Annotated in this window: 9 protein-coding genes; 1 reads left to right on the top strand and 8 read right to left on the bottom strand. The window is 31.1% G+C overall.

The window, feature by feature from the left end; all coding sequences use genetic code 11:
• Positions 1-225 precede the first annotated feature (225 nt).
• From pyk to AC2FB1_RS08665, 8 genes are all read right to left on the bottom strand, one after another.
• Complete coding sequence (pyk, locus tag AC2FB1_RS08630) at positions 226-1,986, bottom strand: pyruvate kinase (RefSeq protein WP_490674810.1); 1,761 nt, start codon at positions 1,984-1,986, stop codon at positions 226-228.
• Between the two features lie 17 nt (positions 1,987-2,003).
• Positions 2,004-2,972, bottom strand: coding sequence for a 6-phosphofructokinase (gene pfkA / locus AC2FB1_RS08635; protein ID WP_490674811.1), 969 nt, complete (start codon positions 2,970-2,972; stop codon positions 2,004-2,006).
• Positions 2,973-3,144: 172 nt separating this feature from the next.
• Positions 3,145-4,089, bottom strand: coding sequence for an acetyl-CoA carboxylase carboxyltransferase subunit alpha (locus tag AC2FB1_RS08640; RefSeq protein WP_490674813.1), 945 nt, complete (start codon positions 4,087-4,089; stop codon positions 3,145-3,147).
• Positions 4,082-4,948, bottom strand: a complete 867-nt coding sequence (gene accD, locus AC2FB1_RS08645; RefSeq protein WP_490674814.1) for an acetyl-CoA carboxylase, carboxyltransferase subunit beta — start codon at positions 4,946-4,948, stop codon at positions 4,082-4,084. The genes AC2FB1_RS08640 and accD overlap by 8 nt, the downstream gene beginning before the upstream one ends.
• 65 nt (positions 4,949-5,013) lie before the next feature.
• Positions 5,014-6,243: an NADP-dependent malic enzyme gene (gene ystJ / locus AC2FB1_RS08650; protein ID WP_490674815.1), complete on the bottom strand. Its 1,230-nt coding sequence runs from the start codon at positions 6,241-6,243 to the stop codon at positions 5,014-5,016.
• A gap of 183 nt (positions 6,244-6,426) precedes the next feature.
• Positions 6,427-9,630 carry a DNA polymerase III subunit alpha gene (locus AC2FB1_RS08655; protein ID WP_490674817.1) on the bottom strand — a complete coding sequence of 1,068 codons (3,204 nt, stop codon included), beginning with the start codon at positions 9,628-9,630 and terminating at the stop codon, positions 6,427-6,429.
• Positions 9,631-9,650: 20 nt separating this feature from the next.
• A complete protein-coding gene (locus tag AC2FB1_RS08660; protein ID WP_490674818.1) occupies positions 9,651-10,589 on the bottom strand; it encodes a DHH family phosphoesterase in 939 nt (312 codons plus the stop codon).
• Between the two features lie 30 nt (positions 10,590-10,619).
• Positions 10,620-11,918, bottom strand: coding sequence for a DRTGG domain-containing protein (locus AC2FB1_RS08665; protein ID WP_490674819.1), 1,299 nt, complete (start codon positions 11,916-11,918; stop codon positions 10,620-10,622).
• 217 nt (positions 11,919-12,135) lie between these two features.
• Here AC2FB1_RS08665 and AC2FB1_RS08670 point away from each other — a divergent pair, with 217 nt between their 5' ends.
• Positions 12,136-12,549 carry a universal stress protein gene (locus AC2FB1_RS08670; RefSeq protein WP_490674820.1) on the top strand — a complete coding sequence of 138 codons (414 nt, stop codon included), beginning with the start codon at positions 12,136-12,138 and terminating at the stop codon, positions 12,547-12,549.
• Positions 12,550-12,657 lie beyond the last annotated feature (108 nt).

The raw sequence follows: 12,657 nt of genomic DNA on the forward strand, positions 1-12,657 counted from the left end.
CCTGTAAAATACAGAGAATTAGCAGCCTAGAACATAGTGTTTTTATTAAGTTCCCATTTTAAGGGTTCAGTGCCTTCGTCAGATACTTCTTTTTTAATCAGTTTAAAATATTTATTGTTTATTGTGTTTAAATTACATGAAAAAAAGCGAGAATTTAATCCACCGAAGTGGTTATTCTCGCTTTTCTAATTTTTTATCTAAGAATATTTATAAAGTTAGTCTTAATTAAAGAACATTCGCATGTCCTTCAAAGATTTTACCTTGATTTGCATCAACAGTAACTAATAAGTCGTTTTTCAATTCTTTAGTTGCATTTTCAACACCAATAATAGTTGGAATTCCTTTTTCAAGACCAACGATTGCACTTGAAGATGTTATACCATTTTCTTCAGTAATTAAACCTGCAGCTTTATCAACATAAGGTACATAGCTTTCGTCTACTGAATTAGTCACAATAATTGATTCACTTAAATCTTTTCCTTCTAAATCACTAGCTGTTTTAGAAATAATTGTCTTACCAGTAGTAGAACCACGACCAACACCTTGGCCTTTAGCAATTTCATCTCCAACTAAATGTAATTTCATCATATTAGTTGTACCTTTTTCACCTGTTGGAACACCAGCAGTAATAATAATTAAATCACCATTGCCAACTTTTTCAGTTTCAACGGCTGTTGCTACTGCATTATTTAATAAATCATCTGTTGTTTTACGTCCTTTTTTAACAACAGGATATGCACCCCATACTAATGCTAATTGTCTTGCAGTATGTTCACTAGGTGTTACTGCAATAATATCTGAATGTGGACGATATTTAGATATTGTAATCGCTGTTGAACCACTTTCAGTTGCAGCTACAATTGCTTTAACATTTAAGTTTAGAGCAGTATGTGCTACAGACACACCAATCGCATTTACTAATGATGTTTCTACTAATTTAGTACGATCAGATAATAATTTTTTGTAATCTTGAGCAGCTTCAGCAGAAATTGCAATATTTCTCATTGTTTTAACTGCTTCTTCAGGATATTGTCCTGCAGCTGTTTCACCAGATAACATAACTGCATCTGTACCATCATAGATTGCATTAGCAACATCACTTGCTTCAGCTCTTGTTGCACGCGGATTACGTTGCATTGAATCAAGCATTTGAGTTGCAGTAATAACAGGTTTTCCTAATTTATTACATTTTCTAATTAAATCTTTTTGAACGATTGGCACAGATTCAGGTGGAATTTCAACACCCATGTCACCACGAGCAACCATTAAACCATCAGATACTTCTAAAATTTCTTCGATATTGTCAATACCTTCTTGGTTTTCAATTTTAGGGAAGATAGTAATATTATCATTATTTTCTTGTTCTAAAATTTCGCGAATATCTAATACATCACTAGGACGACGTACAAAGCTTGCTGCAATGTAATCAATATCTTCTTTAATACCAAATTTAATATCTGCAGCATCTTTATCAGTGATACCAGGTAAGTTTACTTTAACACCAGGTAAGTTTACACCTTTTTTGTTTTTTAATTCACCAGTATTTAAGATTTCACATTTAACTTCGCCTTTATCTTTATCGATGTCTTTAACTTGTAATTCTACTAAACCATCATCTAATAAAATGTATGAACCAACTTGAACGTCATTAATTAAGTTTTCATATGTGACTGAGAATTTTTCAGGTGTACCTTCAACTTGAGACATACTCACAATAACTTCTTTACCTTTTTCAAGTACAATTAAACCGTCTTTCATATCATGTGTACGAATTTCAGGTCCTTTAGTATCTAATAAAATACCAATAGTTTTACCTAATTTTTTAGATACTTTACGAATTGAATCAATACGTGCTTTATGTTCTTCATGACTACCATGAGAGAAATTTAAACGCGCAACGTTCATTCCAGCATTCATTAATTTTTCTAACATTTCCTCAGACTCTGAAGCAGGTCCTATAGTACATACAATTTTAGTCTTTCTCATTATAAAAGCCTCCTAAATTAAATAGATAATTCTTTTGCTAAGTCATAAATACGAGTGTTGAATTTATGGCTTTCATTATTGAAAATTTCATCAAATGGTGTTGCAGTAAGTTGGTTATTTTGAATACCTACGCCGAATCCTGTTTGACCTTGCATTAACAATTCTACAGCATAACCGCCTAATCTTGAAGCAAGCACTCGATCTACACCAGATGGACTACCACCACGTTGGATGTGACCAAGAACAGATACACGTGCATCAACATTGATATATTTAGTTAATTGTTCTGCACATTCATGGCCGCTCATACAACCTTCTGCTACCATAACGATAGAATGTTTTTTTCCACGTTTAATACCACTTTCAATTTTTTCAGCAACATCTTTAATATCTGTTTGCTCTTCTGGAACTAAGATTGTTTCAGCACCTACTGACAATCCAGCCCACAGTGCTAAATCACCACAATCACGTCCCATTACTTCTACAACAAAAGTTCTCGCATGACTTGAAGCAGTATCTCTGATTTTATCGACACAGTCAATAATCGTATTTAATGCTGTATCGAAACCAATAGTAAAATCAGTACCATTAATATCATTATCAATTGTTCCAGGAATACCAATTGTTTTTATATCGGTTGTTTCTTCGCTAATACGTTGAGCACCTCTATAACTGCCATCTCCACCAACAACTACTAGTCCTTCAATACCATGCTTGTGTAAATTCTCAATACCTTTTTGTCTTACACTCGCATCTTTAAACTGAGGACATCTAGCAGAATATAGAAAAGTTCCTCCTCGTTGAATCGTATCTCCAACACTTCCTAATTCGAGTTTATGAATATTATCATCAAGTAAACCTTGATAACCCTGATAAATACCAAAAACTTCGATATTATTATAAATTGCTTTTCGTACGACTGCTCTAACAGCAGCATTCATGCCTGGTGAATCTCCACCACTTGTTAATACCGCAATTCTCTTCATAGCGACATACCCTTTCCTAACTATAATAATCTTCATGTATAAATTACCATAATTTTATTATCTATTCCATTAATATTGATAGATTATATATATGTAAACGTTTTAAATTTTAAATTTAATTTATTCAAAAAAAATGACTAGAAATTTAATTAAAATTTCTAGTCAATCTGTATTAATTAATGAAAGTGCCTATGTTTCTAAACTTATTAAATCGATGCTCCGCAAGTGCTTGACCATCTAATTTATTTAATTCATTAAGCTGATGAATAAAAGATTGTTTAATTTGTTTTGCTTGAAAAATAATATCTCTATGAGCTCCACCTTGTGGTTCATTTATCACTTCATCTACCACTTTTAAATCTAATAAATCTTTTGCAGTAATTTTCATTGTTTCAGCAGCCATTTTTGCTAATGAGCTATCTTTCCATAGTAATGCTGCTGCCCCTTCTGGAGAAATAACAGAATAAGTGCTATTTTCAAGCATTAATAATTTGTTAGTTATACCAATTCCAAGCGCACCGCCACTTCCACCTTCACCAATGACAATACTAATCACAGGTACTTTGAGCGAAGCCATCTCAATTAAATTTTTGGCAATAGATTCACTTTGTCCACGTTCTTCAGCTGCTTTTCCTGGATATGCACCTTTTGTATCAATAAACGTAAAAATAGGACGATTAAATTTTTCAGCTTGTTTCATTAAGCGTAAAGCTTTACGGTATCCTTCAGGATGAGCCATTCCAAAATTACGATAAATATTATCTTTAGTATCTTTTCCACGTTGTTGACCTATTACAGTTACAGGTTGATTATCTAAATAACCTATACCGCCAATCATAGCAGGATCATCTCTGAAATTACGATCTCCATGTAATTCAATAAATGAATCAAAGATATGTGGAATATAATCAAGTGTTGTTGGTCTTTCTTGAAGTCTTGCAATTTGTACTCGATCCCAAGGTTTTAAATTAGTATATATTTTTTTCCTTTCTCTTTCCAAAGAGGCTTCTAACAAGTCAATTTCATCTTGCAGGTCGACATCATTTTTTTCCTGAGATTCCTTCAATGAATTAATCTTTTCTTTAATTTCATATAATGGTTTCTCGAAATCAAGCATTTGTTTTCACCTCTTGATGTAGTTTTAAAATTTCAGAAAGTGTTGCTTTCATATCTTTTCTATGCACAACTTTATCTAATTGACCATGTTCTAATAAGAACTCAGCAGTTTGGAAATCTTCTGGCAATTTTTCGTTAATTGTTTGTTCTATCACTCTGCGTCCAGCAAAACCAATTAAAGCTTTAGGTTCGCTTAAATTAATATCACCTACAGAAGCAAAACTAGCTGATACACCACCAGTAGTAGGATGTGTTAAATATGAAATATATAATAACCCAGCATCAGAATGTCTTTTTAATGAAACACTTGTTTTACCCATTTGCATTAATGAAATAATACCTTCTTGCATTCTGGCACCACCACTTGCAGAAAATAAAACAAAAGGTAAACGATGTTCTGTACAGTAGTCAACGATTCTACAGATTTTTTCACCTACGACTGATCCCATACTTCCCATTCTAAAGCGCGAATCCATAACAGCGACACCATATTTTACACCATCTAGTGTAGCTGTTCCAGTCACGATAGCTTCATTTAATCCAGTTTTCTTTTGATCTTTTTCTACTTTTTCTTGATAACCAGGAAAATCTAAAGGATTAGAAGAAATCATTTCTTTATCAAATTCATTGAAAGAATTTTCATCAGAAATTGCTTCTATTCTTTTATATGCAGGCAATGCGATATGATGATCACAATTAAAGCATACGTTTAAATTTTCAGTTAATTCTTTTGTATACATTATTTTTTTACAATTAGGGCATTTAGTCATTATACCCGCTGGTACGTCATTTTGTTTAGAATCCGGCACCGTTAAATATTTCTTTTTCTTACTACTTCTATTAAAAAAATCTTTAAACATGCGTAAACCTCCGCATAACTTACTCAATAATTTCGTTATATTAAATAGCTACTTTTAAATTTTCTTTATTTTAAATCTGTTAACTTCATTGTTTTATCATATACGTCTTGAGGATCCACTTCAATACGTGCAACACCTGATTCCATAGCAGCTCGTGCTACATCTCGTGCCACTGATGGAGCCACTCTTTTATCGAATGGTCCTGGAATGCAATAATCTGGATTTAATTCACTAGTATCAATTAAATTTGCAATTGCTTCAACTGCTGCTTTTTTCATGTTTTCATTTATATGTGTAGATTCAGTATCTAAGGCACCTCTAAAAATACCTGGAAAAGCTAACACGTTATTAATTTGATTTGGAAAATCAGAGCGTCCTGTTCCTACTATTTTAGCTCCTGCCTCTTTTGCGTCATCAGGTTTGATTTCTGGATTTGGATTTGCCATCGCAAAAATAATTGAATCATCAGCCATTGATTTTACCATATTTTTAGAAAGTAAACCCGCAATTGAAACACCAATAAACACATCTGCATCTTTAATCACATTTTCTAATGAATCATCGATTTTATCTTTATTTGTAAACTTGGCCACATACTCTTTAGTTTCATTCATACCATAAGAGCGCCCTTCGTAAATTGCTCCTTTAGAATCACACATAATAATATTTCTAACTCCATATGCATCTAACAATTTTACAATTGCTATACCTGCAGCACCGGCGCCATTCACCACAACTTTAATATCTGAAATATTCTTATCTACGATTCTTAATCCATTAATTAAACCAGCCATTGTTACTATTGCTGTGCCATGTTGATCATCATGAAAAACAGGTATATTTGTTTCTTTTTTTAATCTTTCCTCAATTTCAAAACAACGAGGCGCTGAAATATCTTCTAGATTAACTCCTCCGTAATTAGGAGAAATTAATTTTACTGTTCTAATAATTTCTTCAGTATCTTTTGTGTCTAAAGCAATCGGTACGCCATTAATACCAGCAAAACTTTTAAATAATACTGCTTTACCTTCCATTACTGGTATACTGGCAGCAGCACCAATATTTCCTAAACCGAGCACAGCTGTTCCATCAGAAACAATAGCCACTGTATTCCGTTTAATTGTATAATCATAGACAGTTCTTGGATCTTCATGTATCTCTTTACATGGTTCTGCTACCCCTGGGGAATAAGCTAAACTCAGTTCTTCCTTATTGGTTACTTTAACATTAGGTGTAATTTCTAATTTACCTTGATTTTCTTTATGCATTTGCAGTGCATCGTCTCTCAAAGACATTCAATCAACCCCTAATTTTATTTTTGATTAGATTACTTTCGACAAAAAGAAATTTTATAACGATTAAATTTAATTTTTATATGATACATATTACTAAATTAAGAGATTAAAAAAATTAATAAAATTATTAGTCTACTTTAAGACCATCAACTAACTATATCATAATTTTTTTGCATATAAAAGCTATATAATTCTGATGTCGCTAGGCTTGAACATCTTTATAAACCTTTCCATTTGCTTTATTTCTTTTTGTAAAAATCCTATAAATTGAGTTTGTTGTTGAACTTCATTCAATAAAACTACTTCTAACTCACTATTCGTAGATTTATCTACTAAGAATGATTTAATATCTTCTAATTGATTGACGTTTCTAATCATTATTTTTTTAGCTCGAGTTAATTTGTTACTTTCAAAATCGTTAATTGTATCAATATTTTGAATAATAATTTGTCTCTTTTGATTTCGTTCTTCGAATTTGCCATGAACGACTAGAATATCATTTTGTTGTTGGATTATAGTTTCATATTGTTTGTACTTGTCTGGAAATAAGACACCGTCAATGGTTGTCCTACCATCATCTAGAACTAAGAAAGCCATAGGTTGTCCATTTTTTGTTCTAATTTGCTTGAATTGATTGATTTGAACAAGTATAGGTTGATAATCCGAGCTATTATTAATGGTAAATATACCTAAAAATTGTTTATTATAAAACATTTTTTCAACTGGATGGTTAGAAATATAAAAACCTAAATATTCTTTCTCATAAGCACTAATCATTTGATCACTGAACTCTTCTTTATCTTCATATGACTGTTTCGGTGTTAACATATTAAATATAAATTCATCTTGTTCAACATTTGAAACTTGATCAATAACTTCATCAATTGTAGATAATAACGTTGATCTAGTCTTACCAAATGAATCAAATGCACCTACACATATTAATGCTTCTAGTAATTTTCTAGTTTTAATTCTTTTAGGAATTCTTCTTGTGAAATCAAAAAAATCTTTATATAATCCATTTTCATATCGTTCTTTTACAATAGATTTAACGCTTTGATATCCCACACCTTTTATTGCTCCCAAAGATAAATAAATATTTTTTTTCGTTGCTTTGTAAAACCAATGACTGTTATTAATATCTGGAGGTAATATATTTAAGTTTTGTATTTTAGCCTCTTCTATTATCATTGCTGTTTTTGTTTCATTACCTACAACATTACTGAGAATATTCGCGTAAAAATAATTAGGATAATGCACTTTTAAATAAGCCATGATATATGCGATTTTAGAATAACTCACAGCATGAGCTCTTGGAAAACCGTAATCCGCAAACTTTAATATTAAGTCGAAAATACGTTCACTAATTGATAAATCATAATTATTACTAATGGCACCTTCAATAAAGTGTTGACGTTCATTTTCTAAAATAGCTCTATTTTTTTTACTCATTGCACGTCTTAATATATCTGCTTGACCGTAGCTGAAATTAGCGAATTGACTAGCAATTTGCATAATTTGTTCTTGATAAATAATGACACCATATGTCTTTTTCAAAATTGGTTCTAAATCAGGATGTAAATACTTAATTTCACTCTGACGATGTCTTCTTGAAATGTATGTAGGTATTTCTTGCATCGGACCAGGTCTATACAATGATGTTACAGCAACAATATCTTCAAAATGTTCAGGTTGTAATTCCATTAATACTTTTCTAACACCTTCTGATTCCAATTGAAATATACCAGTAGTGTTTCCTAGAGATAGTAATTTAAATACTTTTTGATCATTAAGAGGAATTCGTTCTATATCAATATCAACATCTAAATCTTTTTTTAATTGAGTGATAATTTGATGAATAATTGATAAATTTCTAAGACCAAGAAAGTCAATTTTTAATAAACCCAATCGTTCTGCTTCATTCATTGTCCATTGAGTCAATATACCTGTGTCTCCACTTGTTAAAGGAGCAAAATTGTACAATGGTTTATCATTAATAATAATTCCTGCAGCATGGGTTGATGTATGACGTGGCAAGCTCTCTAGTTTTTTACTAATTTCAAACCATTTTTCGTGACGATAGCTTTTATGAACAAATGCTTTAAATTTTTCATTTTGATAGGCTTCTTCTAGTGTAATACCTAATTGATGAGGGATTAAATTCGATATTTCATTTAATGTTTTGTCGTCAAATCCCATAATACGTCCTACATCTCTCGCTACAGCCCTTGCTAATAAGTGACCAAAAGTGACGATACCTGATACGTGATATTGACCATACTTTTCTTGTACGTACTGAATCACTTTTTCTCTTTTCGTATCCTCAAAATCGATATCTATGTCTGGCATAGTGACACGTTCTGGATTTAAAAAACGCTCGAATAATAAATCAAATTTAATTGGATCAATAGTCGTGATACCTAATAAGTAACTAACTAAAGATCCTGCAGATGAACCACGCCCAGGTCCAACCATCACATCATGCGTTTTTGCAAAATGTATTAAATCGCTCACTATCAGAAAATAATCTTCGAAACCCATGTTTGTTATTATTGAATATTCATGCTGTAATCGATTAATATACCGCTGATCTTTATCTAATTTAAATTCTTTAAGATGATATTTTAACTTTTCTAAAAGATAGGATTTAGCACTTTGTTGATTAGGCGTTTTAAAGTTAGGCAATAGATTTTGATGGTATTGAATTTCTGCGTTACACTTATCAGCTAAAGCCTTTGTATTAGCTATTATTTTTTTAGGCAATTGAAGTTCTTTAATATTTTCAATAGTTGGAAAATATTCATGACCATCTTTGATATCATTTACTAAATCCAATTTTGTATTATTTTTTATTGCTTCTAAAGCAGGTATTGTATCTGCATCTTCAGGATTTAGATATCTTGCATTATGAAGAAAGATAATTCTATCATCAGAAAAATCTAATTGACTTGTGTGATTTATAAATACTGAATCATGATTCTTTAATGATTGAATTAGTGATTGATGAGAAGAATTAGCATCCTTAAAAACAATCGCAAGATGGTGACTATATTTTTGTAACCATTTTAGGGGAATCGTAGCCTTTTGTTTCATATTAATCGCAGAAGAAAGATGATACAAATCATGTAGTCCTTTATTATTCTTTGCAAATAATACTGTTTCAACTGTGCTAATTTCATCAGAAACCATTACAGTCATACCAAATATTGGCTTAATCCCCTCATTAACACATGCATCATAAAACTTAGGGAAGCCATATAATACGTTCGTATCTGTAATTGCAAGTGCTTGATATTCATTTTCTTTTGCTTTCGATACGACATCATTAATTTTTAGACTTGAATATAATAAATCATATGTTGAATGAATATTCAAATGTACAAACATGTATGACTTCCTTTCTTAATTTAAAGTTTTTGTCGCAAAGCTTCACCTAAAGTCTCAAATTGTTCCCAATTTTCAACAGAAACTCCAGACGCATTTGGATGTCCTCCACCGCCAAATTGATTAGCTATATCATTAATAGTGATACCTTTAGAACGTAATCGACATCTAATTTGATTACCTTCATCAACACCAAACATCCATATTTTTAGACCTTTGATATCCGCTACTGTATTCACAAACTGAGATGCTTCGTTTGGTGCAATTTGAAATTGATTTAGGACATCTTTTGTAATCTTAATTTGGCAATATTGATGATCTTCACTTAATTGGAAGTTTTGTAAAATATATCCTTGAAATGGCAAAAGTTTTGGATCTTTTTCACCCATTTGATTTAATACATCGTTATGATTAAATGGAAATTCTAACAAACGACTAGCGACATTCATGGTATGTGGTGTAGTATTACTAAATAAGAAACGACCTGTGTCTCCGACAATTCCTAAATATAGAACACGTGCGACAGTTTCATCGATAATTTTAATATCATTAAAATGTGTAATAAAATCAAAAATAATTTCGCTTGTTGAACTCGCATTGGTGTCCACATAATTTATTCTTCCATATTGATCAGTAGCCGGATGGTGATCAATTTTAATTAAACCTTTACCTTGGTTAAATCTTTGATCATCGATACGAGGTGCATTCGCTGTATCACAAACAATCACGAGAGCATCTTGATATGTTTCATCTTTAACTATGTCTAAATCTCCAATAAATGCTAAAGAAGATTCTGGTTGTCCAACTGCATAAATAGACTTTTCAGGAAATTTCTGTTGCAAATAATATTTTAAGCCTAACTGTGAACCATATGCATCTGGATCAGGACGTACGTGTCTATGAATAATAACAGTTTCATATTTATCAATTTCATTCATTATTTTATTAAAAATTTCTACCATTTCTTTTCTCCTTTAATTTCAAAAACTATTTTAAATATCTTCAAACATTTGACATATAATCATTGCATTTGCAACCTTTTCATTTCTACAAGTCATTGTCACTTCTAATTTAGCAAAATTTCTTCCCACATCTAACATGTTATACGCTACGTAAATTGTACTTTCAATTGCGACATTTTTAATATAAATAATATTCAAGCTTTCAATCATAACATCTACTTTCTTATACTTACGCAATTCATGTTTAATTGTCTCTTCAATAATTGCGACACATACAGCTTTACTCAATGTACCATATTGATTTGTTAATACTGGTGAAATTTCGACAGTAGTCTCATCATGATTTATTGAGATGTGTTTAGCAATTTGATCGATAATGGTTTCTCCAATTTGAGGTTGTCTTCCAATTAATTGCATTGCTTTTAAAACATCATTCCGTGTAATAACACCTATTGCTTTTTTATTTCTTGTAGTGACGGGTAAAATTTCAATCCCATCCCAAATCATTATATGGGCACAATTGGCTACAGTAGTTGTTAATTCAACATTGATAGGTCGTCTTGTCATAACTTTATTAATCTTATCATCTTCGTTCATTTGAATAATTTCTTTACTCGTTACAATTCCTACAAGTTTCCAATCTTTATTTACTACTGGAAAACGAGAGTGTCCTGTTACTTTTGATCGAGAAATATAGTCATCTAAACCCATTTCATCAAAGATTACCGTCATATCATTGATTGGTTTTACGATATCTTCAACAATAAGTATCTCTTTTCGTATCATTTGATTATACATTGCTCTATTAATGATATTAGCTACTAAAAATGTATCATAGTTTGATGAAATAATAGGTAGTTCCTCTTTGTTTGCATAATCAATAATATTTTGAGCTGTGCTAAATCCACCGGTAATAAGTATACCGCTTCCTCTTTTTAATGCTTCCATCTGAACTTCAGGACGGTTACCTACAATCAACAACGTTTGATTTCCAATATACTTTACTACATCTTTTAGTTCCATAGCTCCTATTGCGAATTTACTAACAGTTTTATTTAAACCATTTTTTCCACCTATGATGTCACCTTCAATAATATTCACAATTTCTTGAAAAGTAAGATGTTCAATTTGTTCACGACTCTTTTTATCTATCCGAACCGTACCCACTCTATCGATGGTAGTTACAAAGCCAAGTTGACTAGCATCTTTGATTGCTCTATAAGCAGTCCCTTCAGAAACATTCATTACTTTGGCTATTTTTCTAACTGAAATTTTTTGTCCTATATTTAATGATTCTATATAAGATACAATTTGTTCATGTTTAGTCATTTTCAACCCTCTTCATTTTTAGACAATGTCTAATATATTATAACTTTTTTATTTATAAAAATCGATTTGAATGTGACAAAAGTATCAAAAACTGATATATCGGTATCATTTTGTTTTTAATATAAATAAATGCAGTTAATTTAAATAATAAAAATATATATTTGATGGAAATATTAAATCAATAAATATATAATTGAATTATAAGGAGGGATGACCTATGTATAAAAACATATTACTAGGTGTAGATACTCAATTAAAAAATGACAAAGCATTGAAGGAAATTTCAAAATTAGCTGGACCGGATACTGTTGTTACAATCATGAATGCGATTGGTGAACAGGACATCCAAGCCTCAATTAAAGGAGGTACTCACATCGAAGAATTGACACATCGTCGTGATCAAGGACTTGAACATACACGCCGTACTTTAAAAGAATACGGTATTGATTATGATCAAATCATCGTTCGTGGAAATCCAAAAGATGAATTGGTAAAACATGCTAATAGTGGTAAATACGACATTGTCGTATTAAGTAACCACAAAGTTGAAGAACAAAAGAAATTTGTTTTAGGTAGTGTTAGTCATAAAGTTGCTAAACGTGCTACTATCCCTGTTTTAATAGTTAAATAATTTTAATTAACTTATAAATTATATTTAAAATTATAAGAGGCAAATGTATCCTACTGATATGGATACATTTGTTTTTTTGTAAAAAAATTCCCTTCAAAGCTTTCATCT

Source organism: Staphylococcus sp. CoH_129_LAB_1, from assembly GCF_058191515.1.

What these genes read in the sequence shown, in the direction of transcription:
- AC2FB1_RS08665 (WP_490674819.1), bottom strand. Translation starts at nt 11,918, where the DNA reads ATGACTAAACATGAACAAATTGTATCTTATATAGAATCATTAAATATA.
- AC2FB1_RS08640 (WP_490674813.1), bottom strand. Translation starts at nt 4,089, where the DNA reads ATGCTTGATTTCGAGAAACCATTATATGAAATTAAAGAAAAGATTAAT.
- AC2FB1_RS08660 (WP_490674818.1), bottom strand. Translation starts at nt 10,589, where the DNA reads ATGGTAGAAATTTTTAATAAAATAATGAATGAAATTGATAAATATGAA.
- AC2FB1_RS08655 (WP_490674817.1), bottom strand. Translation starts at nt 9,630, where the DNA reads ATGTTTGTACATTTGAATATTCATTCAACATATGATTTATTATATTCA.
- pfkA (WP_490674811.1), bottom strand. Translation starts at nt 2,972, where the DNA reads ATGAAGAGAATTGCGGTATTAACAAGTGGTGGAGATTCACCAGGCATG.
- pyk (WP_490674810.1), bottom strand. Translation starts at nt 1,986, where the DNA reads ATGAGAAAGACTAAAATTGTATGTACTATAGGACCTGCTTCAGAGTCT.
- accD (WP_490674814.1), bottom strand. Translation starts at nt 4,948, where the DNA reads ATGTTTAAAGATTTTTTTAATAGAAGTAGTAAGAAAAAGAAATATTTA.
- AC2FB1_RS08670 (WP_490674820.1), top strand. Translation starts at nt 12,136, where the DNA reads ATGTATAAAAACATATTACTAGGTGTAGATACTCAATTAAAAAATGAC.
- ystJ (WP_490674815.1), bottom strand. Translation starts at nt 6,243, where the DNA reads ATGTCTTTGAGAGACGATGCACTGCAAATGCATAAAGAAAATCAAGGT.